Annotated in this window: 20 protein-coding genes; 4 read left to right on the forward strand and 16 right to left on the reverse strand. The window is 63.1% G+C overall.

The features are described 5' to 3' along the window. Positions 1 to 32: 32 nt before the first annotated feature. The 11 genes from C8N43_RS14180 to C8N43_RS14230 all read right to left on the reverse strand — a co-directional run bounded on the left by C8N43_RS14180 (position 33) and on the right by C8N43_RS14230 (position 11,867). Complete coding sequence (locus C8N43_RS14180; protein ID WP_107846431.1) at positions 33 to 689, reverse strand: SDR family NAD(P)-dependent oxidoreductase; 657 nt, start codon at positions 687 to 689, stop codon at positions 33 to 35. Further along, positions 686 to 1,876: an aminotransferase-like domain-containing protein gene (locus C8N43_RS14185; RefSeq protein WP_107846432.1), complete on the reverse strand. Its 1,191-nt coding sequence runs from the start codon at positions 1,874 to 1,876 to the stop codon at positions 686 to 688. Before C8N43_RS14185 ends, C8N43_RS14180 begins: the two co-directional genes overlap by 4 nt. 1 nt (position 1,877) lies before the next feature. Beyond that, on the reverse strand, positions 1,878 to 2,963 hold the full coding sequence (mraY, locus tag C8N43_RS14190; RefSeq protein WP_107846433.1) for a phospho-N-acetylmuramoyl-pentapeptide-transferase: 1,086 nt from the start codon (positions 2,961 to 2,963) through the stop codon (positions 1,878 to 1,880). A 21-nt stretch (positions 2,964 to 2,984) separates the two neighbouring features. Then, the gene (locus C8N43_RS14195; protein WP_107846434.1) at positions 2,985 to 4,388 is read right to left on the reverse strand and encodes a UDP-N-acetylmuramoyl-tripeptide--D-alanyl-D-alanine ligase; all 1,404 of its coding nucleotides are present in this window, start codon (positions 4,386 to 4,388) and stop codon (positions 2,985 to 2,987) included. Beyond that, positions 4,385 to 5,866, reverse strand: coding sequence for a UDP-N-acetylmuramoyl-L-alanyl-D-glutamate--2,6-diaminopimelate ligase (locus C8N43_RS14200; protein ID WP_107846435.1), 1,482 nt, complete (start codon positions 5,864 to 5,866; stop codon positions 4,385 to 4,387). Before C8N43_RS14200 ends, C8N43_RS14195 begins: the two co-directional genes overlap by 4 nt. Positions 5,867 to 5,896: 30 nt before the next feature. Then, positions 5,897 to 7,684 (reverse strand): peptidoglycan D,D-transpeptidase FtsI family protein, encoded by a 1,788-nt coding sequence (locus tag C8N43_RS14205; protein WP_107846436.1) that lies wholly within the window; start codon positions 7,682 to 7,684, stop codon positions 5,897 to 5,899. After that, positions 7,681 to 8,055 carry a cell division protein FtsL gene (ftsL, locus tag C8N43_RS14210; RefSeq protein WP_107846437.1) on the reverse strand — a complete coding sequence of 125 codons (375 nt, stop codon included), beginning with the start codon at positions 8,053 to 8,055 and terminating at the stop codon, positions 7,681 to 7,683. The genes C8N43_RS14205 and ftsL overlap by 4 nt, the downstream gene beginning before the upstream one ends. After that, entirely contained in the window at positions 8,055 to 9,041 is a 987-nt protein-coding gene (gene rsmH / locus C8N43_RS14215; RefSeq protein WP_107846438.1) for a 16S rRNA (cytosine(1402)-N(4))-methyltransferase RsmH, read from the reverse strand. The genes ftsL and rsmH overlap by 1 nt, the downstream gene beginning before the upstream one ends. A 3-nt stretch (positions 9,042 to 9,044) precedes the next feature. Then, positions 9,045 to 9,557 (reverse strand): division/cell wall cluster transcriptional repressor MraZ, encoded by a 513-nt coding sequence (gene mraZ / locus C8N43_RS14220; RefSeq protein WP_107846439.1) that lies wholly within the window; start codon positions 9,555 to 9,557, stop codon positions 9,045 to 9,047. Positions 9,558 to 10,155: 598 nt separating this feature from the next. After that, a complete protein-coding gene (locus tag C8N43_RS14225) occupies positions 10,156 to 10,596 on the reverse strand; it encodes a glyoxalase superfamily protein (protein ID WP_107846440.1) in 441 nt (146 codons plus the stop codon). Positions 10,597 to 10,790: 194 nt separating this feature from the next. After that, positions 10,791 to 11,867, reverse strand: a complete 1,077-nt coding sequence (locus C8N43_RS14230) for an Mrp/NBP35 family ATP-binding protein (protein ID WP_107846441.1) — start codon at positions 11,865 to 11,867, stop codon at positions 10,791 to 10,793. Positions 11,868 to 12,205: 338 nt separating this feature from the next. On the opposite strand from C8N43_RS14230, the gene C8N43_RS14235 reads away from it, so the two are divergent. Next, positions 12,206 to 12,418 (forward strand): DUF1127 domain-containing protein, encoded by a 213-nt coding sequence (locus C8N43_RS14235; protein WP_107846442.1) that lies wholly within the window; start codon positions 12,206 to 12,208, stop codon positions 12,416 to 12,418. A gap of 223 nt (positions 12,419 to 12,641) precedes the next feature. Here the strand turns inward: C8N43_RS14235 and C8N43_RS14240 are convergent, their stop codons facing one another. After that, the gene (locus C8N43_RS14240) at positions 12,642 to 13,094 is read right to left on the reverse strand and encodes an Lrp/AsnC family transcriptional regulator (RefSeq protein ID WP_107846443.1); all 453 of its coding nucleotides are present in this window, start codon (positions 13,092 to 13,094) and stop codon (positions 12,642 to 12,644) included. 72 nt (positions 13,095 to 13,166) lie between these two features. Here C8N43_RS14240 and C8N43_RS14245 point away from each other — a divergent pair, with 72 nt between their 5' ends. The 3 genes from C8N43_RS14245 to C8N43_RS14255 all read left to right on the forward strand — a co-directional run bounded on the left by C8N43_RS14245 (position 13,167) and on the right by C8N43_RS14255 (position 15,238). Further along, entirely contained in the window at positions 13,167 to 13,760 is a 594-nt protein-coding gene (locus C8N43_RS14245) for a LysE family translocator (RefSeq protein WP_107846444.1), read from the forward strand. Next, the gene (locus tag C8N43_RS14250; RefSeq protein WP_107846445.1) at positions 13,760 to 14,548 is read left to right on the forward strand and encodes a HalD/BesD family halogenase; all 789 of its coding nucleotides are present in this window, start codon (positions 13,760 to 13,762) and stop codon (positions 14,546 to 14,548) included. The genes C8N43_RS14245 and C8N43_RS14250 overlap by 1 nt, the downstream gene beginning before the upstream one ends. A 114-nt stretch (positions 14,549 to 14,662) precedes the next feature. Continuing rightward, positions 14,663 to 15,238 carry a hypothetical protein gene (locus C8N43_RS14255; RefSeq protein WP_146174228.1) on the forward strand — a complete coding sequence of 192 codons (576 nt, stop codon included), beginning with the start codon at positions 14,663 to 14,665 and terminating at the stop codon, positions 15,236 to 15,238. A gap of 47 nt (positions 15,239 to 15,285) precedes the next feature. Here the strand turns inward: C8N43_RS14255 and C8N43_RS14260 are convergent, their stop codons facing one another. The 4 genes from C8N43_RS14260 to betB form a co-directional block, all read right to left on the reverse strand. Beyond that, the gene (locus C8N43_RS14260) at positions 15,286 to 17,691 is read right to left on the reverse strand and encodes an ATP-dependent helicase (protein ID WP_107846447.1); all 2,406 of its coding nucleotides are present in this window, start codon (positions 17,689 to 17,691) and stop codon (positions 15,286 to 15,288) included. A gap of 74 nt (positions 17,692 to 17,765) precedes the next feature. Beyond that, complete coding sequence (locus tag C8N43_RS14265) at positions 17,766 to 18,452, reverse strand: HAD family hydrolase (RefSeq protein ID WP_107846448.1); 687 nt, start codon at positions 18,450 to 18,452, stop codon at positions 17,766 to 17,768. Between the two features lie 58 nt (positions 18,453 to 18,510). Further along, positions 18,511 to 20,169: a choline dehydrogenase gene (gene betA / locus C8N43_RS14270; protein WP_107846449.1), complete on the reverse strand. Its 1,659-nt coding sequence runs from the start codon at positions 20,167 to 20,169 to the stop codon at positions 18,511 to 18,513. A 65-nt stretch (positions 20,170 to 20,234) separates the two neighbouring features. Beyond that, a complete protein-coding gene (gene betB, locus C8N43_RS14275; protein ID WP_107846450.1) occupies positions 20,235 to 21,695 on the reverse strand; it encodes a betaine-aldehyde dehydrogenase in 1,461 nt (486 codons plus the stop codon). Between the last annotated feature and the right edge of the window lies 1 nt (position 21,696).

Genomic DNA, 21,696 nt, shown 5'->3' on the forward strand with positions numbered 1-21,696 from the left:
GTCTAATGCATCCCGCCGCGCGTGCGGTAAGATCACCATTCGATCGGTTGCTTGTCGCGAAAGAAACCACCCGTCGGGCCGTCCTGCGGCAGGGTTGCGAGCCAGATTGCCGTTTTGGCGGCCTGTTCGGGCTCTCGGGTCGCGAAGGGGCCGCCCATGCGGGTGCGCACCCAGCCGGGGCACATGGCGTTGATCTTGATCGTATCGGGCAGCTCCTGGCTTGCGCGCAGGGTCAGCGCGTTCAGGGCCGCCTTCGCCACCGCGTAGCCCCCGCCCCCGCCGAGCCCTTCGGAAAAGCTGCCCCACTCGGACGAGACATTGACGATGCGACCGTAGCCATTGGCGCGCATGCCCTCCAGCGTGTTTCGGATCAGCTCGTAGGGGCCGTTCACCATCACCTGCATCGAGCGCGCGAAATTGGGGCCGTCATCGAAGAGCGCCACATCTTCGAGGATGCCCGCGTTGTTCACCAGCACATCAAGCTGGCCGACCCAAGCCTTCGCCTCATTGATCGAGGTGTGGTCGTCGAGATCGAGCCGCTTGAAATGAACCCCCAACTCGGCGGCCGCCGCGCGGCCCTGATCGGGGTCGCGCGCGCCGATGATCACATGCATGCCGGCATCGCGCAGTCCCGCTGCGATGGCCTTGCCGATACCGCGATTGCCGCCGGTGACGAGTGCTTGTTTCATCTCAGATCTACCTCCTGACAGGCCACGGCGAGACGCCGGATGCCCTCGGCCAGCTGCGGCTCGGAATTGAGCGTGAAGTTGATGCGGATCGCGCGGCGATCTTCGCCCAGCGGATCGAACACCGAGCTGGGCGAGACGCAGGTCTTGGCCCTGAGCGCCGCCTGCAGCAGATCATCGGTGTTGAAGTCGGGGTTGCGGGCGACCGCCCAGACGAACATGCCGCCCACGGGCTTTTCCCAATCGAACCACGGGGTCAGATGCGTCTCCATCGCGGCGCAAAGCGCGTCGCGACGGGCGGCGTAGAGCGTCAGAATGTCGGGCAGCACCCGTGCGTCGAGCCCTGTCTCAAAGGTGCGCAACGTCAGCACTTGCGACAGGCCCGACGTGCTCATGTCGGAGCCTTGCTTCGCGAGCGTCAGCTTCGCTATCATCTCGGGCGCGGCGATCACCCAGCCGATCCGCAGGCCCGGGGCAAGCTCTTTCGACAAAGACCCAAGGTAGATCACCGGGCCGTCGTAGGGCGCGCCATCGCCAGCCAGCTCGATCATCCGCGGCAGCGGTGTCTCGTCATAGTAGAGAGCGCCATAGGGGTCGTCCTCCACCAACCATGTGCCGGTGCTCTGCGCCGCCTCGACCAATGCGGCGCGCACGTTTGTCGGGACGAGCTTGCCGGTCGGGTTGGAGAAATTCGGCACCGTGTAGCCGAACTGGCAGCCCCGCAGGGCGACAGCCGGGTCGAAGTCATTGGCGTCGGGGCGCATGGGCCGGTAGGTCGGACGGCGCGGCCGCCATGCGTCTAGCGCGCCCAGATAGGTCGGCGTCTGCGTCGCAATCGCGCCGCCCTCGTTGAGCAGCACCTTGCCGATCAGTTCCAGCCCCTGAATGCCGCCCGAGGTGATCAGCACGTTCTCGCGTGTGAGCTTGAGTTTGTCGGTCTCGTAGCGCGTCGCCAGCGCGTCGCGCAGCGCCCCGTACCCCTCGATCGGCGCGTAGTTCAGCGCGTCCTGCGGCGTCTCGGTCAGTGCCGCGTGGGCAAGATCGGCGAGCGCCCTGGCGGGGTATAGCTGCGGGTCGGGCAACCCGCCCGCCAGATTGATCAGGCCCGGGATCTGCCCCGCCGCGAGAAACATGCGCGTGACATCGTTGGTGTCATCGAGCCAGTCTGCGAACGCGGGGCGCTTGGCCATCCTACCGGATCTTCAGCGTGGCGAGGCCAATCATCGCGAGGATCAGAGAGATGATCCAGAAGCGGATCACGATCTGCGGCTCGGCCCAGCCCTTCTTCTCGAAATGATGGTGGATCGGGGCCATCAGGAAGACCCGCTTGCCGGTGCGTTTGAAGTAGAGCACCTGAATGATGACGCTCAGCGTCTCGACCACGAAGAGCCCGCCGATAATGCCCAGAACCAGCTCGTGCTTGGAGACGACGGCGATGGCACCAAGTGCACCGCCCAAGGCCAGCGAGCCGGTGTCCCCCATGAACACGGCCGCAGGCGGCGCGTTGTACCACAGAAAGCCCAAACCGCCGCCGATGATGCCGGCTACGAAGATCAACAGCTCGCCCGTGCCGGGCACGTAGTGCACACCCAGATATTCGGTAAAGTCGACGCGGCCCACGGCGTAGGCGATGACGCCAAGGCTGCCCGCCGCGATCATCACCGGCATGATCGCCAGCCCGTCCAAGCCATCGGTCAGGTTGACCGAGTTGGCCGCGCCCACGATCACGAACATTGCAAACGGGATGAACATGAAGCCGAGGTTGATCAAAGTGTCCTTGAAGACCGGCAGCGCCAGCTGGTTTACCAGCTCCGGCGGGTGCATCAGCGTGGTGGCGTAGCCCGCGACACCCGCAAGGATGAAGCCCATGATCAGCCGGGATTTGGCGGAGATGCCGCCATGGGAATTCGACGTCACCTTGGCATAATCATCCACGAAGCCGATGGCCCCATAAGCCATGGTGACCAGCAACACGATCCACACGAACCCGTTGTCCAGCCGCGCCCAGAGGAGCGTCGACAGGATCAACGCGCCCAGGATCAGCACGCCGCCCATGGTGGGGGTGCCCTGTTTGGTCAGCAGATGGCTCTCGGGGCCGTCATCGCGGATCGGCTGGCCGTTGCGCTGCTTGCGCTTGAGCAGGTTGATCAGCGGGCGGCCAAACATGAAGCCGAAGATCAGCGCCGTGAAGAAGGCCCCGCCCGCGCGAAAAGTGATGTAGCGAAACAGATTGAAGAAATCGCCGCCATCTGAAAACGCGGTGAGCCAATACAACATGTAGCGGTGCCCTTCCTGTGATTACTCTACCGATTGGCCCAATTTTGTGATCGCGTCAACGATGAGCGCCATTTTCATCGACAATGAGCCCTTGGCCATCACCACATCGCCCGCGCGCACCAGCGCGAGCGGACTTTCCGCCAGCTCGGCGCTTGTTTCGGCCCACAGGCCGTGCTTGCTCTCGGGCAAGGCGTCGTAGAGGTGCTTCATCAGCGGCCCGACGCAATGGACCTGGTCGATTGCCTCCATCGCCCGGTGCTTGGCGAAGCCTGCATGCAAAGCGGCGCCGGTCTCTCCAAGCTCTTTCATATCCCCAAGGATCGCCACCCTGCGGCCTGCCGCAGCGGGCGGCGATGAGGCGGCAAGCACGTCCAGCGCCGCCCCGACAGAGGCCGGGTTGGCATTGTAGGCATCATCGAACAGATCAATCCCCGCGTCGGGCATCTGCCGGTCCAACGCGATGAACCGCCGCTGGCCACGCCCCGCGGGCGGTCTCCATTGGCCAAGCGCCAGCACACATTCCGCCAGATCGGCCTCGACCCGATCGCACACGGCCAAGGCCCCCAGGGCATTCATCGCAAAATGCCTGCCCGGCGCGTTGACCTTGAACAAAAAGGTCGACCCTTGATGTTCGGCACGACAAATGGTGCCGCCTTCGGTTTCGGTGACTTCGACGAAGCGCCATTGCGCCTTGTCGGAATGTCCATACATTACGCACCCGAAGGGCGCGCGCTCCAGAAGCCTGTCGGAGACGTCGAGATCGGCATTCACGACCGCGGCGCCCCCGCTTTCCATCAGCCCGTAGAAGATATCTGCCTTCTCTTCGGCGATGTCGGCCACGCTGTTGAACGCCTCCAGATGGGCGGCGGCCACGATCGTGATCATGGCAACGTCCAGATCGGCCATCTGCGCCAAAGGCTTGATCTCGCCGGGGTGGTTCATGCCGATCTCGATCACGGCGTAGTCGCTGTCTGCGGGCATCCGCGCGAGCGTCAGCGGGACGCCCCAGTGGTTGTTGTAGCTTTTCTCGGCCGCGTGGACGCGGCCTTGGCTGGCCAGCATATGTCGCAACATCTCTTTCGTAGAGGTCTTGCCGACCGAGCCGGTGATCCCGATGACTTGCGCCTTCGTGCGCGCTCGCGCGGCGCGGCCAAGGGCCTCGAGCCCTGTCAGCACATCCGGAACGACCAGCAGCGGCGCATCAGCTGCGATGCCGTCGGGGATGCGGGAGACCAGTGCGCAGGCCGCGCCTTTCTCCAGCGCCTGCGCCACGAAATCGTGCCCGTCGCGCACGTCTTTTAGGGCCACAAACATGTCACCCGGCGCGAGGGTTCGCGTGTCGATGGACACTCCGTTGGCGGTCCAATCGACAGCGCTGGTGCCGCCGGTGGCCGCAATCGCGTCGGCAGAAGTCCAAAGGCTCATAGTATCCCCTCCAACGCGGCGACGGCCACGCTGGCCTGTTCCACGTCGTCAAAGGGCAGCACGTCGTCGCCGACGATCTGCCCGGTCTCATGCCCCTTGCCCGCGATCAGCAGCGTGTCGCCGGGGCCAAGGGCGTCGACGCCGCGCAGGATCGCCTCGGCCCGGTCGCCCACCTCCGTTGCGTCCGGCACCGCCGCCATGATCGCGGCGCGGATCGCGGCGGGCTCTTCAGAGCGGGGGTTGTCGTCGGTCACGAAAACTACATCCGCATGGTCGCGCGCGGCGGCGCCCATCAGGGGGCGTTTACCTGTATCCCGGTCACCGCCTGCGCCGAAGACGACGATCAGGCGGCCCATCACATGGGGGCGCATCGCCTTCAAAGCCGTCGCCAAGGCGTCCGGCGTGTGGGCGTAATCGACGAACACGGCCGCGCCGTTGCTGCGCGTTGCGGCCTTTTGCATCCGGCCCCGCACGGTGGAGAGCATCGGCAGGGTCTGAAACACCTCCGCAGGCTTCGCGCCCGCGCCGATCACCAGACCCGCTGCCACCAGCATGTTGGAGGCCTGGAAACCCCCAATCAAATCAAGCCGCGCCTGATGCACATCGCCGCCGAAAGCGAAGCGCAAGTCCTGACCCGTGGCGTCAAAGCGCTGGCCCAGAAGTTGCAGATCGCAATTGTCGGAGCTGCCCACCCGCATCAACCGGTGCCCGCGCTCATTGGCAATTGCGGCCATATCAGCGCCGCGTGGGTCGTCCATGTTGATCACGGCGACGCCATCTTGGGCTAGAACGCGGCGGAACAGCCCGGCCTTGGCATTGAAATATTCAGTGAAGCTTGCGTGGTAGTCGAGGTGGTCTTGCGTGAAGTTCGTAAACCCCGCGGCCACCAGATGCACCCCGTCGAGGCGGCGCTGTTCGAGCCCATGGCTCGACGCTTCCATCGCCGCGTGGGTGACGCCCTTGCCCGCCATATCCGCCAGCAGCTTGTGCAGCGTGATCGGCTCCGGCGTGGTGTGGCTCATGGCGGCGGTGTAGACGCCTTCGACCCCAGCGGTGCCGAAATTGACGGCCTCCAGCCCCAGTTCCAGCCAGATCTGGCGCACGAAGCTCGCCACGGAGGTCTTGCCGTTCGTGCCCGTCACCGCGACCATGGTCGAGGGCTGCGCGCCAAACCACAGGGCGGAGGCATAGGCCAGCGCCTGCCGCGGGTCCTCGGTGATTACAAGGGCGGCATTCGAGGCGGCGAGTTCCTCTTCGGCGATCCGCGCGCCGTCGAGATCGGTCAGGATCGCGCCCGCCTCCATCCGCAAGGCGTATTTAATGAACTCCGCGCCGTGAAATTTCGAGCCCGGCAAAGCCGCGAACAAATGGCCCGGTTTCACATCGCGGCTATCGACCGAAAGGCCGGTCACCGTGGCCTCCGCCCCGCCCTGGGCCGTGAGCCCCAGATCGTTCAAGCTTGCGCTTTGCCGTGCCATGACTGCTCCCGGGGTCCCGCCCCAGATGGCTTACCGGGACGCCGTGTTGACGACTTCGCTTAATTCACCCGGATCAAGCTTTGGCCGCAAGCCCAAAAGGGGCGCTGTGCGGCGGATCATCTCTGCCGCCACCGGCACTGCGGTCCAGCCTGCTGTGCGGCGCGGCTTGTCGCCGGAATTTTCCGATGGCTCGTCCAGCGTGACGATCAGCACATATTTCGGATCCGACATCGGGAAGGCCGAGGCAAAAGTCGCGATCACCTTGTCCTTGTAGTAGCCCCCGCCCCGGCGCTTGGGCTTGTCGGCGGTGCCGGTCTTGCCGCCCACCTCGTAGCCTTTGACGCGGGCAAACGACGCGGTGCCGCGCTCGACCACTTCGCGCAGCATCACCCGCGCCTGATCGGAGGTCCGCTTGGAGATCACCCGCGGGCCGGACTCCGTGCGGTGCTGCTTGACGAGGGTCGGCGTGACCTTGGTGCCGCCATTCACCATCGTGGCATAGGCTGCGGCGAGATGCAGAGGAGAGGCCGCCATGCCGTGGCCGTAGCTGACCGTCATGGTGTGAATATCGCGCCACTTTTTTGGCAGAAGCGGCTTGGCGCCCGGGGCCTCGACCAGCTCGACAGGCGTCGGATGGAAGAAGCCAAGCTGTTCGAGGAACTGTTTCTGCCTCTTCGCGCCGATATCCAGCGCCATGCGCGCGGTGCCGATGTTGGAGGATTTGACGATGATATCGGTGACGCTGAGCTGCGGGCCGTAATTGTGGAAGTCGCGGATGCGGTGCCGGCCCTTTTGCATCGGGCCCTTGGTGTTGATCATGGTGGACGGGTTCACCAGTCCGATTTCGAGCGCCTGTGCGGCGGCGAAGATCTTGAAGGTCGAGCCCAGCTCGTAGACGCCTTGGACCGCGCGGTTAAACAGCGGGCTGTCACTCGGGTCGCCTTCCAGCAATCCGGGCGGGCGCGTGTTCGGGTCGAAATCCGGTAGGGAAATCATCGAGATGATCTCGCCCGTGTGCACATCCATCAGCACCGAGGTAGCGCCCTTGGCGTTCATCAGCTTCATGCCGCCATAGAGCACTTCGCGCGAGGCCGCCTGGATCGTCATGTCAATCGACAGGCGCAGCGGTGCGCCTTCCATCGCCGGGTCGCGCAGGTAGTCGTCGAAGGCCTTCTCGACACCCGCGGTGCCGATCACTTCTGCGGAATGCACGCCTTCGCGGCCAAAGCTGGCCCCGCCCAGAATGTGCGCGGCAAGCTTGCCGTTGGGATAAAGCCGCATCTCGCGCGGGCCGAAGAGCAAACCGGGCTCGCCGATGTCATGGACGGCCTGCATCTGCTCGGGGCTGAGCTTTTTCTTCACCCAGAGGAATTTGCGCTTTCCGGTGAAATCCTTCTCCAGCTTTTCGAGCTTGAGGTCGGGAAAAATCTTGACCAGCTCTGCCGCGGCCTTTTTCGGCTCGATCATCAGATGCGGTTGGGCATAGAGCGAATTAGTGATCAGGTTTGTGGCGAGCACTCGATCATTGCGATCCACGATATCGGCGCGCTGCGCGACGATGGAGTTGCCGGAGACCGACGCACGCGGCTCCACCGCCTCCGACGAGGCCAGCACGGTCATACGCGCGCCGACCAGCGAGAAGCCGATGACGAACATCACGCCCACGAACAGCAGGCGGCTTTCGGCGCGCACACGGGCCTTGTCGCGCATCTCTTCGTGGCGCAGGCGGATGTTCTCTCGCTCGATGCGGTCGGGGTTTTCGCCCTTCTGGCGGGCCTGCAGGATGCGCGCCAGTGGGCGCAGCGGGGTGCGAATCATGGGTAGTCTTCTCCGTCAGCAGCAAGGTAGTTGCCGCGCACGTCGGTGGCGCCTTGGATCTCGTTGAGGTCCAACTCCGCCTCGGGGGACGGGAAGGCCACCTGTTCGACCTCGCCGAACTGGTCGGGTGTGATCGGCAGAAGCTCGAGATCGGGGAAGTTCAGATCGGCCAGATCGCGCAGCCGCTCGGGGCGATTCAGGTAGGCCCATTCAGCGGCCAGCACCGAGAGCGTCTCCCGCGAGGAGCCGATTTCGCGCTGCAGCCCGGTGGCCTCGCGCAGGGCTTCCTGTGTTTCGTAATTCTCGTAATACGCCCAATAGCCAAGCCCCATCACCGCAAGGGCTGACACCGTATAAAGAAGTCCACGCATCAAAAAAGCTCCTGTCCTGTGAGTTTTGGCAGGCCGAGGCCTGACCGTCCTTGATCGCGTGCGGGCGCATCCGTGCGCCGCGCGACCCTGAGTTTTGCCGAGCGCGACCGCGGGTTGCGCGCCAGCTCGTCCTTGTCCGCCGTCACCGCCTTGCGGGTGATCAGCGTGAATGTCGCGGCATCCGTTTCCGTCTCGGGCGCATATCGCGAGCCGCCGCCGGTCTTGCCCGCGCGGCCTTGCAAAAACTTCTTCACGATCCGGTCTTCGAGCGAATGGAACGTCACCACGGCCAGTTCACCGCCGGGCTTCAATGCGCGCTCCGCGGCCTCCAAGCCGCTGATAAGCTGTCCAAATTCGTCGTTCACCGCGATGCGGATTGCCTGAAAGCTGCGGGTCGCGGGGTGCGATCCGCCGGGCTTGCCCTTGGGCAGCACCGTCTCGATCACTTCGACCAATTCTGCGGTGGTTTCGATTGGACGCGCGGCGATGATTGCCTTGGCGATGCGGCGCGATGCGCGCTCTTCGCCGTATTGGAACAGGATGTCGGCCAGCAGCGCCTCGGACGCCGAGTTCACCAAATCAGCCGCAGACGGGCCATCTTGGCCCATGCGCATGTCAAGTGGGCCGTCCTGCATGAAAGAAAAGCCGCGTCCTGCCTGATCAAGCTGCATGGACGAGACGCCCAGATCCAAAACGACGCCATCCACGGGCGCGCCGGCCAATGCGTCGAGCTCGGAAAACGTGCCGCGCTTCAGGGTCAGGCCGAGGAAGTCGCCCGCCCAACCGGCGGCCATCTCGAACACGGCCGGGTCGCGGTCAATCGCGATCACCTCTGCCCCGCGCTCGAGGAAAGCGCGCGTGTAGCCGCCCGCGCCAAAGGTGCCATCGACCCAAACACCGGTGGGAGATACATGATCAAGAATGGCGTCAATCAGGACCGGCAGGTGCGGCGCATCAGAAAGGCTATCCTGCGCGGCTGGGGGCATCGGCTACTCCGAGGCGGATGGCACGTCGGCCATCTCCAGCAATTCGAGCGGGTCGAAATCATCGCCCTGCGCGTCCAGCCAGTCTTCGATATCGGCGTTGCGCGCCTCGAACGCGTCGGGCGCCCAGATCTGGAACGTGTCACCCATGGCGACAAATAGCGCCTCGCCGGTGATGCCGACCTTCTCGCGCAGCTTTGCGGGAAGCACCAGGCGGCCGGTGTCATCGGTCTGCGTGGGCAAGGACTGCGCATTGAACAGATGTTCCAGCGCGCGGCGCGGCTTTGATCCGCGCGGCAGGCGCGCGATGCGCTCGTCGACCTCGTTGATGGCCTGTTGCGTGTACGCTTCGAGGTAATTTTGGGATTTGCCACCGTATACGATGACGACGTTGGGGCTCAGGCCCTCGGCCCAGGCAGGGTCAGAGGCTTCCAGAACACGGCGAAACAGGGCCGGGATAGACACCCTGCCCTTGCTGTCCACCTTGTGGACGCTTTCGCCTCTGAACCGTTGTGCCACGTGACGCGCCACCCTTTACCAATTTCCGACCCCTGGAATGGGAAACGGCGGGTTGATCTGCTGCCACTGATCAACCCGCCGCCCTCGTCCCACTTCGGGGATAGTGTCGGACCCGCGCCACCTGGGGGGATGTCTGCTCGCGCAGGGTCCAACGTCGTTCGATAAAGTGAGTGCCTGTATGAAACCTTTTCGGTCGCCTGTGGGGTTCTTGTGTGCCCCTTGTTTTTAGTTGCTCGCTTTATCGTGAGAACTTTGTGCCATGGGACATTATGGTAATCAATGGGTTTTTATGGGAACTGACGGTATCACAAGGGTGAAGCCTCGTGAGCAGATGTAGATTTTAGCCAAATTTTAGCCGACCTAGCGGAAACTCGCCGACTACACACAACATATAGTGGCTGAACTTTTTTCGATTTTTTCCCATATTTTCCCATAAATCTTGGCAAATGGGGTGAAACCCCATGGTCGTCCCATGAATTCCCACCCAAATCACCGCCTTTTGAGCCGGTTTTGATTCGTTGCGCAAGTTATCCACAGGGCTACGAGTCAAAAGGCCGCGCTGGTGAAAACGCGGCCTTCGTCTGGAAGATGGGAGGGTCTACGCCTCAAGCACCAGATGGGGCACCCCGTCAGAGCGCCGCCCGACGCTGAGCCCGACCGCGCTCATCGTGGCATTGATGCGCTGACGCCAGTTCGACATGCCCTCGAACGGGATCACATCGACGGCCTCGTCCAGATGCAGGCTGATCTGGTAGCGGCCATCGCCGCGCACGGACATCGCCACGATCCGCCCGGCACAGGGCTGGTCCAGATAGCGGCCGCGCACGAAGTCCCCGACCGCCCAGGGCGGGCGGTGGTTCGACAGGGCCGAGGCTTTGGCCCGCAGCGTATTCCAGTCCCGCAGCCCGTATTGCTGGGCCATAAGCTCTAGCGACTGGGAATGGGACATGGGTGTGTTCAGAACGGCCAATTGGCTGCGCAGCCGTTTGGCCTGCGCTTTCAGCTCTTCGACCGAAGGCAAAGGGTTCGTAAGTGTCATCAGGGATCACCTCTATATATACAGGGTGACGCAAACAGGTTTGACGGGGCCCGCGTTACCATCCCCTTACGCGTCATCATGGACATAAAGGTCTGATCGGTCTGAGAGCAGATGTTCACCAAAGGCGCGCGGCCTTGCGGACGGCAGGCCATCTGCAGCCTTGGGCGGGGCTTACGCCCCTGCCCGGCCTGTCGTCAAGCCATTCCGCCGTCGACCAGCCGCTTGGCAAGCACGCCGTAAGCCTCCGCCACCGGCCCGTCGCCCGCCGCAATCGGCGTGCCGTTGTCGCCTGCGAGCCGCACATCGATGTCGAGCGGGATCTCACCCAGAAACGGCAGGCCAAGGCGCTGCGCCTCATCCCGCACGCCGCCATGGCCGAAGATATGCGCCTCTTTCCCGCAATCGGGGCAGATATACATGGACATATTCTCGACCAGCCCCAGTACCGGGGTCTTGAGCGTATTGAACATGTCCAACGCCTTCTTGGCGTCCAGGAGGGCGACGTCCTGCGGGGTGGAGACGACGATGGCGCCGGTCAGCTCTGACTTGGTGCAGAGAGTCAGCTGCACATCCCCTGTGCCCGGGGGCAGATCCACGATCAGCACATCCAGCTCGCCCCATTCCACCTGCCCCAGCATCTGCTGCAATGCACCCATCAACATCGGACCACGCCAGACGACGGCCTTTTCGGGGTCCATCATCAGGCCGATGGACATCATCGTCACGCCATGGGCATGCAGCGGTATGATCGTCTTGCCATCGGGGCTGGCGGGCCGCTTGTTGACCCCCATCATGCGCGGCTGCGACGGGCCATAGATATCGGCGTCCAGCAGGCCCACCTTGCGCCCCTGCTTGGCCAGCGCCACGGCCAGATTTGACGACAGGGTCGATTTGCCCACGCCCCCCTTGCCAGACGCCACAGCAAGGATGCGCGCCACCCCCGACGGTTTGGTCGGGCCTGCTTGCGGTTCCGGGTGGCGGCCAACTTTCATGCCGCCCCCCTTGCCTAGGCTCGGCGGCGCCTTGTCGGAATGGGCGGTCAGCAGGACGGAGGCGCTGTCGACCCCTTCCATCCGCTCGACGATCTGTTGTGCGGCGGCGCGGAGCGGCTCGAGATGCTTGGCGATCTCGGGCGCGGCCTCGATCACGAAGCGGACCGTGCCGCCGTCGATCGCGAGCGCGCGGATCATGTCCTTTGCGACCACATCCTCGCCATCGGGCAGTGTCAGGACACGCAGGGCGTCGAGGATGGCGTCACGGGTCACGGTCATTCTTGGATGTCCTATATTATAGAGAGGCGTGCTCTGCCTAAGTGGCGTGGCCGCGCGCCGAGGGCAACCCCGCCCCCACAAATGACGCAGACGTTCATAAACCGCACAAGGCTTGGGCAGGCCGCCACTCGCTTCAGCAGAGCCGAAGAGCCTCACAAAACCGTTACAATTCAGGTTAACGTTAAGTAAGGAAATCAACAACTTAAGCCATGCAATTGCTGCATGGCAGCATTGACGAGACTGAGTCTTGTTGCAGCGCAGCAAACACTTAATTCTTGGGTCAAGCAACGGGGCACGGTGGATCGCCACCCCGCCCCATAACCGGAAAGGCATGTAATATGGCTTACAACTCGAATGTCCGCACCGCCCCCTCCATCCTGGAGCGGCTGGTGTCCTACAAAGACGACCTCGCAACCCGCTACGCCCAGTACCGCGTCTACAAGACCACCCTGGACGAGCTGCGCACCCTGTCCAACCGCGAGCTGGCCGACCTCGGTCTGTCCCGCGCCAACCTGAAATCGATCGCCTACGAGGCGGCCTACAAGAACTAAGTTCGCGCCTCCGGCTTTCCTCCTCCCTTAAGCCGGAACGTGCTTTGGTGGCGGCTCCTTCCTCCTCCCTTAGGGGCCGCCACTGACCAGATCGGAGTTACTTCACCTCCTCCCGAGGTAGCTCCGTACATGCGGGCCCACCGTCCTCCCCGGTTCGGGTTCGCCACATTAAGAGCGGTGATGCCACCTCCTCCCCGCATCACCGCTTTTTTTGTGCCTCGTCTCAGGCGCGCTCGTCCTTGGGAGATCCCATCACCACATAGGATGTGATCGCATTGACGCCGGTGAGCGCGCCGAGGACATCCGTGTGAAAGATTTTGTAGGTCGCGAGGTCCGCACATTCGACCCGCAGAAGGTACTCAATCGTGCCGGTGATGTTGTGACACTCGCGCACCTCCGGGCTGCGCGAGATCGACCGCTCGAACGCCTCCTGGCGCTGCTTGGAATGATCCGACAGCCCTACGGCCACATAAGCCACGAAGCCCGCGCCAAGTTGGCTGCGGTCAAGGACGGCGCGGTAGCCCTTGATGATCCCGCGGCGCTCCAGCTCCTGCACGCGCCGCAGGCAGGCCGAGGGCGACAGGCCGACCCGTTCGGCAAGCTCCAGATTCGAGATGCGCCCGTCGCTGGACAGCTCGCGCAATATCTTTTCGTTGATTTGATCAAGATCGCTCATAAGTTGCAAACTTACTCGCATTCGCCGCCAAAACGCAATCCCATGGCGCGGGATCGCGCCTAATTTCGCTCCATGACTTTTGAGATTTTCACCGCCCTCGCCGCCTTCGCCTTTGTCTCGTCCATCACGCCGGGGCCGAACAACCTGATGCTGATGGCCTCGGGCGCCAATTTCGGCTTCCGCCGCACTATTCCGCATATGCTGGGGATCGCGCTTGGCTTCGTGCTGATGGTGTTTCTTGTTGGCATCGGCCTGGTGCAGGTCTTCGACCGTTACCCCGTCAGCCACACAATCCTGAAACTGGCGTCCGCGGTTTACATGACGTGGCTTGCGTGGAAAATCGCCAACGCCGCGCCGCCCAAACAGGGTGAGGCGGGCGGCACGCCGATGACATTCCTGCAGGCCGCCGCGTTCCAATGGGTCAATCCCAAGGCATGGGCGATGGCGCTGACGGCCATAACGCTCTACGCGCCGGACCGCTCGCTGGCCGCCGTGGCCTTGGTTGCGATGATCTTCGGCGCGATCAACGGCCCGTCCGTGTCCACCTGGACGGTTCTCGGCCAGCAGATGCGGCGCGTCTTGACCAACCCGACCCGTCTGCGCATCTTCAACATCTCGATGGCGCTACTGTTGATGGCGTCGCTCTATCCGCTTCTGGAGATTTGATGGACACCTATCTCGACCTTGAAACGTTCCCGCTGGACCGCCCGGATAGCGCGGCCTATGCGGCACTTGTCGAGCGCTGCAAGGCCGAGATGGCACGCGACGGCATGTTCAATTTGGATGGTTTCCTGCGCCCTGAACACGCGGCGGCAGAGGCACGCGCGCACACGCCAAAGATGGACCGCGAAAGCTTCAACCACGCGCGCGAGCACAACGTCTACTTCAAGAAATCCGTGCCGGGTTTGCCGGATGACCACCCGGCATTGCGGCTGTTCCAGACCTCCAACAACACGCTGTGCAATGACCAGCTCACAGGATCGGTCGTCGAAAAGATTTATAACTGGGCGCCGCTGCAGCGATTCCTCGCAGAAGTGATGGGCAAGCCTGCGCTCTACCCGATGGACGACCCCCTCGCCGCCTTCAACGTGATGCGCTACGCCGATGGACAGGCCCTGAACTGGCATTTCGACCGCTCTGAGTTCACCGTGACCTTGTTGCTGCAGGCGCCCGAGCGCGGCGGCATGTTCGAATACCGCACTGACCTGCGCAGCGCGGAGGACCCGAATTACGATGGTGTTGCGCGATTGCTGGCGGGCGATGACCCAGAGATGCGGCAGATGTCGGTCGTCCCCGGCACACTCAATGTCTTTCGGGGCGTGAACACGCCCCATAGGGTTACCCCGGTCGAAGGCGACACGCCGCGCATGATCGCCGTGCTGACCTATTACGAGCAGCCGGGCGCGAAGTTCACTGAGTCGGAACAGTTGGGCTTCTACGGTCGGACAGCCTGAACCCCGGCGTCGAAAACTCGTTCAACCGCCGTGCATTAGGCCAAGAGCCCAATTCAATTGAAGTAGGCGCATTTTTGTGCTAATCAAACATGGTTAATGTGTGGGGATTTAAGAGTGCGTACGACTTACAAGGGCTTCCTGGCAGCCTTAATGGCCATGTGCTTCTCATCGATCGCGGGTGCAACGACCGTTGGCATCGATGAGTGTTCAACAACCAAACCGAACGGTGACCCTTCTGCGACGTTCACGTTGACGACGTCGACGAAAGCCGAGTGTTTCACTGGGTTGAACGATGCGAATGGCCTCGATGCCAATTCCTTCGTCTTGGGCATGAAGGGTTGGGGACTGCACCAAAAATATGATGCCGGGTCCAGTGGCGACGACTTCAATTTCAACACTGGACTTGCCGCCATCGGCAGCTCGACCGGAGGAAAGATCTTCGCCGATCTGAGCGCGTTTGAGCACGCCTTCATCGCCCTGAAAACCGCCAAAGGATTTGGTGCGTTTCTAGTGTCCACCAAAGACACGTCCTGGGATTGGACGGTCGATAAGGGTATCTCCCATGTCAGCTTGTGGACCAAGGGCACGTCCGGCGACGACAATGAGCCAGAGCCCGTTCCCCTGCCGGCGGGTGGCCTTCTATTGCTCTCGGGGCTCGCGCTGATCCACCTGCGCAGACGGACCTCCTGACCTGAAAGTGGCGATTGCGGGGAAGCCTTCGCAATCCCCTTCCCCTGTTAGAACGGCGTGTCGCCTGCGGCTTCTGCCGCGACAAGAAACTTGCCAACGACCTTCTTCGTGCCTGCCTTGTCGAAGGCCACGTCCAGCTTGTCGCCCTCTGCCGCCTCGATCGAGCCGTAGCCGAATTTCTGGTGAAACACCCGGTCACCGACCGTGAAGGCCGAAACGGCCTGCGCGTCGATCACCATATTCTTGCTTTCCGATGGCTGAGACAGCCCCCGCGCGCCCTGGCGTTCCTGCAGCCGACGCCAGCCGGGGGAGTTGTAGACATTGGCCTTGGCCGCCGCTTCGTGCAGATCGCTTTCCGCCGCCTGCATCACCGGGGAGGCCTGCCCCATCATCCCGCCCTGATGGCCATAAAGCCCCGGCGGCGTCAGGACCTCGACATGATCTTCGGGCAGCTCATCAATGAACCGCGACGGCAGGGCGTTTTGCCATTGGCCATACACGCGCCTATTGCCCGCGAATGAGATCGTGCACAGCTTTTCGGCCCGGGTGATGCCGACATAGGCGAGCCTGCGCTCCTCTTCGAGCCCCTTCAGGCCGCTCTCATCCATCGAGCGTTGCGAGGGGAACAAGCCATCCTCCCAGCCCGGCAGGAACACCGCCGGAAACTCCAGACCCTTGGCCGCGTGCAAGGTCATGATCGAGACCTTCTCGGTCGCGTCCTCGCTATCATTGTCCATCACCAGCGCGATATGCTCCAAAAACCCTTGCAGATTCTCGAATTCTTCCAGCGCCTTGACCAGTTCCTTGAGGTTGTCGAGCCGCCCGGGGGCCTCGGGCGTTTTGTCATTTTGCCACATTTCGGTGTAGCCGCTCTCCTCCAGAGCCATCTCGGCCACTTCAATATGCGACATTTCACCCACGCGGGCGGCCGCACCCCAGCGGTCAAGCCCGTCAAGCAGCTTGCCCAGTTCGACAGCCCCCTTTCCGCCCAGACCTTTCGTCTCGAGCAGCAGTCGCGCGCCGTCCACGAGCGACACGCCGTTCGTGCGCGCCATCATCTGGATTTTCTGCACCGCCTTGTCGCCCAAACCGCGCTTCGGCGTATTCACGATCCGCTCGAACGCCAGATCATCGCTTGGGCTGACGATCAGCCGGAAATAGGCCATCGCATCGCGGATCTCCAACCGCTCGTAGAAGCGCGGCCCGCCGATCACGCGGTAGGGCAGCCCGATCGTCAGGAACCGATCCTCGAAACTGCGCATCTGGTGGGATGCGCGCACCAGGATCGCCATGGAATTGAGCCCGATCGGGTCCATGCCGCGGGTGCCGCCCCGCATCGCCTCGATCTCGTCGCCGATCCAACGCGCCTCTTCCTCGCCGTCCCAATGGCCGATCAGACGGACCTTCTCGCCACCTTTCGCCTCGGTAAACAGCGTCTTGCCGAGCCGCCCTTTGTTGCCCGCGATCACGCCAGAGGCTGCGGCAAGGATATGCTCGGTCGAGCGGTAGTTTTGTTCCAATCGGACAATTTTCGCGCCTTCAAAGTCTTTCTCGAAGCGCAAAATGTTGCCCACCTCGGCGCCGCGCCAGCCGTAGATCGACTGGTCATCATCGCCCACACAGCAAATATTCTTGTGCCCCGCCGCCAGAAGCCGCAGCCACATGTACTGAGCGACGTTGGTGTCCTGATACTCGTCGACCAGAATGTAGCGGAACCAGCGCTGATACTGCGCCAGCACGTCCTCGTGGGTCTGGAAGATTGTCACCATGTGCAACAACAGGTCGCCGAAATCGCAGGCGTTCAGCGTCTTCAGTCGCTCCTGATACTGGGCGTAAAGCACGCCCCCCATGTGGTTGTATGCGCCCGCCTCGGACGCGGGCAGCGCATCAGGCGTCCAGGCGCGGTTTTTCCATTGATCAATCAGCCCCGCCAGCATCCGGGCAGGCCAGCGTTTGTCGTCGATGCCTTCAGCCACGATGAGCTGCTTGAGCAGCCGGATCTGGTCGTCGGTATCGAGGATTGTGAAGTTCGACTTCAGCCCCACAAGTTCCGCATGGCGGCGCAGCAGCTTCACGCAGATCGAATGGAATGTGCCCATCCATCTCATTGGTGTCGGAATTCCGAATGGCTCTTTCTCTAGCCGAACTCTCATTTCCTTGGCTGCTTTGTTTGTAAATGTAACGGCAAGTATTTCATCCGTTCGTGCGCGACCAGAAAGGACTAGATGCGCAACACGTGACATCAGCGCCTTGGTCTTGCCGGTCCCCGCGCCCGCCAGCATCAGGACCGGGCCGTCGAGCGTCTCGACCGCTTCGCGCTGTGCCGGGTTCAACCCGTCGAGATAGGGGGCCGTGCGGGCCTCCATCGCCGCGCCCATCGCGCGGGCGGCCAATCCGCCGCCACGGGGCGCGGCTGCCGCCTCGAACGCGTCATCTTCGTTGTAACTGCTCATAGCGGGCAAGATAGCGCGAACGGGCCCGCTAGGAAAGGCCCGTTCTCATTTCGTTCCTGCGCAGCGGAGATCGCTCAAGAGGCCAGTTTCAATCCCGGCTCAAGCCCAAAGGCTTCGGGCGTCAGGTGGTCGGTCGTGTCATACACACCGCCAAATGGTGCATCGACATAGGCCCCGGGGAAGGCCAGTGTCTCGATCCCCGCGCGGATGGCTGCTTCGGCGGCGGGCGGCGTGTCCTCGATCGCGATGGCGTCGGAGGCATCGAGGTTCAGCACCTCCAGGGCGTGGCGATAGATATCCGGGGCGGGCTTGCCGACGCCGACCATCACGGCCGCGCCCACGAAGTCGAACATGTCACGGGTCACGGTGCTGCCGAGCCCGTCGAAGATGGCGCGGATATTGGCCTGCGAGGTCGTCGTGACAAAGCCGAGCTTCACATCCGCTTCCTGCGCCGCGTAGATCACGGCGGCGACGCCGGGTCGCAGCTCCAGCCCAAGGGCGATCTTTTCCTGAAAGATTTCAGATTTGCGCCGATGCAGGGCGTCCACATCCACCTTCACCCCATGCTCATCCGCATAGCGCTGGATGCGGCCCTTGCCCCCGGGCACGCCCAGCATGGCGCGGTATTCGTCCTCTTCCCATTCCCAGTTCAGATCGGCCTCCTTGAAGGCCGCATTAAAGGCGTCGCGCTGGATATGGGACGTCTCGACAATGGTGCCGATTGAGCCGAACAGGATTGCTTTGGGCGGGACAGGGATCATGGGGAGGGCTCCTCAGTTAAGCATGGCACCCAACGCCGCATTGCCCCGAACGGTTCCCCTATCGCTGCGCCGTGCGCCAGTTCGGGTGCACCCATGGCTCTGCATTGTCGCGCGCCAGTGGATCGCGGCCCAGAATGTGATCTGCGGCCTTCTCGCCCACCATGATCGACGGCGCATTGAGATTGCCGTTGGTGATGCGCGGGAAGATAGAGCTGTCGGCCAGCCGCAAGCCCTCCACGCCGATCACCCGGCACTCTGGATCGACAACTGCCATCGCATCGTTGGCGCGCCCCATGCGGGCGGTGCCGCAAGGATGGTATGCGCTTTCGGCGTGCTCGGCGATAAAAGCGTCCAGCTCTGCGTCGGTCTGCACATCGGCGCCCGGCTGGATTTCGTGCTTGGCATAGGGCGCAAAGGCCTCCTGGCCGAAGATCTCGCGGGTCAGGCGGATACAGGTGCGGAACTCCTCCCAATCATCGGGATGGGACATGTAGTTGAACTCGATCTTCGGGGCCTCGCCCGGGTTGGCCGAACGCAGCGTGACCTGCCCACGCGACTTCGAGCGCATCGGGCCGACATGGGCCTGATAGCCGTGCCCATCCGCTGCCGCCTGTCCGTCGTAGCGCACGGCAATGGGCAGAAAGTGGAACTGGATGTCCGGGTACCGGATCCCCGCCGCCGAGCGGATAAAGCCGCCGCTTTCAAACTGGTTCGACGCCCCCAACCCCAGCTTGGCCAGCAGCCACTGGGTGCCGACGAACCCCTTGCCCGGGATGTTCCAGTAGCGATAGAGGCTCACCGGTTTCGAGGCCGCCATCTGAATGTAGAGCTCCAGATGATCCTGCAGGTTCTGCCCAACGCCGGGCCGATCCGCCACGACCTCGATCCCGTGTTCGGCCAAATGCGCCGCGGGGCCAATGCCTGACAGCATCAGCAGCTTGGGAGAGTTGATGGAGGAAGCCGCCAGGATCACCTCGGCGCGGGCCTCGATCACTTCGACCCGCCCCCGGCGAGACACCTCGACCCCGGTCGCACGACCATCACGCATTACCACCTTGCGCGCGAGCGCATTGACCAAGGTACAGTTGTCGCGCTTCAACGCGGGTCGCAGATAGGCGTTCGCCGCCGACCAGCGCACGCCGTCCTTGATGGTCGCATCAAAGGGGCCCACGCCCTCCTGCTGCTGGCCATTGTAATCCTCGGTCATCGGGTAGCCCGCCTGCACGCCCGCATCGATAAAGGCCTGGGTCAGCGGGTTCTTCCCCGGGCCGCGCGTCACATGCAGTGGGCCGTCGGTGCCGCGCCACGCAGGGTCCCCCCCGCGCCCGCCAGAGGTCCAGTTCTCCATCCGCTTGTAGTAGGGCAGCACATCCGCATAGGACCAGCCATCCGCGCCCTGCTCGGCCCAGTAGTCGAAATCGCCCGCATGGCCGCGCACATAGACCATCCCATTGATCGAGCTGGAGCCGCCGATCACCTTGCCGCGCGGCGTCGCAAGCTGGCGGTTGTTCAGATGCGGCTCCGGCTCCGAGCGGTAGCCCCAATCGTAGCGTGCCATGTTCATCGGGAAGGACAGCGCGCCGGGCATCTGGATGAACGGCCCCCAATCGGTGCCGCCATGCTCGATGACGATAACCGAGCACCCGGCCTCCGACAGCCGATATGCCATGGCGCAGCCGGCAGAGCCCGCGCCAACAATCACAAAATCCGCTTCCATCTGATCCTTGCTCCAAAGGCTCTTCCAAGAGCCTTCAAGGCCCGTCGACGGGCCTTCCCCCGCGCCTAGAACGGCGCTTCCACAGGCCCCATACCGACGTAGACGGATTTCACCTCCGAGTAGTGGTTGATCGCCTCTTTCGAATTCTCACGCCCCACCCCGCTGGCCTTGGAGCCGCCAAAAGGTGCCTCCACCGGGGCCAGATTGTAGGTGTTGATGTAGCAGGTGCCCGCCTCGAACCCGGCCACGACCCGGTGCGCTCGGGTCAGATCGCGGGTGAACACCCCCGCTGCCAGTCCGAACTCCGTCGCATTGGCCCGCGCCATCACCTCGTCCTCGGTCTCGAAATCCAGCACCGACATGACGGGGCCAAAGATTTCCTCGCGCGCGATGGTCATGTCGTCGGTCACATCGGCAAAGACGGTGGGCTCGATAAAGTAGCCGTCGCGCTGCGCCATCTTGCCGCCCGCCACCAGCCGGGCGCCCTCATCGACGCCCTTGTTGATATAGCCCAGCACGATATTCATTTGGTTGCTGCTCACCATCGGCCCAAAATTCACCGCCTCGTCCAGCGGGTCGCCCATGACGACGTCCTTTAGCCGCTCGGCCAGGCGCTTGAGAAACGCCTCCTTGATGCCCTTCTGGACGAAAACCCGCGTCCCGTTGGAACAGACCTGGCCGGACGAATAGAAATTCCCCAGGATCGCGCCAGAGACCGCATCTTCCACATCGGCGTCGTCAAATACGATCATCGGGGATTTGCCGCCCAGCTCCATCGTCACATGCTTCATGCCTTCGGCTGCAGCGGCATAGACCTTTCGGCCCGTGGGCACCGATCCGGTGAGCGACACCTTCGCCACGCGCGGATCGGTCACCAGCGCCGCCCCCACCGCGCCGCGGCCCTGGATCACGTTGTAGACGCCCGCAGGCAGGCCCGCCTCGTGCAGGATCTCTGCCACTTTCAACGCGCACAGCGGCGTCGTCTCGGACGGCTTGAAGATCATCGAGTTGCCACAGGCCAGCGCAGGCGCGCCTTTCCAGCAGGCGATCTGCGTGGGGTAGTTCCACGCGCCAATGCCCACACAGACGCCCAACGGCTCGCGAACCGTGTAGACGAAATCGCCACCGCCCAGCTGGATATGCTCGCCGGTCAACGCGCCTGCGAGGCCGCCGAAATATTCCAGCGCCTCGCGCCCCGACGTCGCATCGACATACAACGTCTCCGACATCGGTTTGCCGGTGTCGAGCGTCTCCAACTCGGACAGCTCGCGATTTCGGTCTTCAATGATCAAGGCGGCCCGGCGCAGCACACGGCCCCGCTCCGTCCCGGTCATCGCGGCCCAGATTTTCTGTCCCTCGCGGGCAGAATTCAGCGCGCGTTCAATAATATCCGGCGTCGCCTCATACAGCGTCGCGATCACCTTGCCGGTGGCGGGATAGATGCATTCGATCGGCGCGCCGGCCGTATCCTCGACATAGGCACCGCCTATGAAGTGGCTGGCCGTGGGTTGAGCGTCTTGGGTCATG

Source organism: Litoreibacter ponti, from assembly GCF_003054285.1.
GTDB classification, from domain to species: Bacteria; Pseudomonadota; Alphaproteobacteria; order Rhodobacterales; family Rhodobacteraceae; genus Litoreibacter; species Litoreibacter ponti.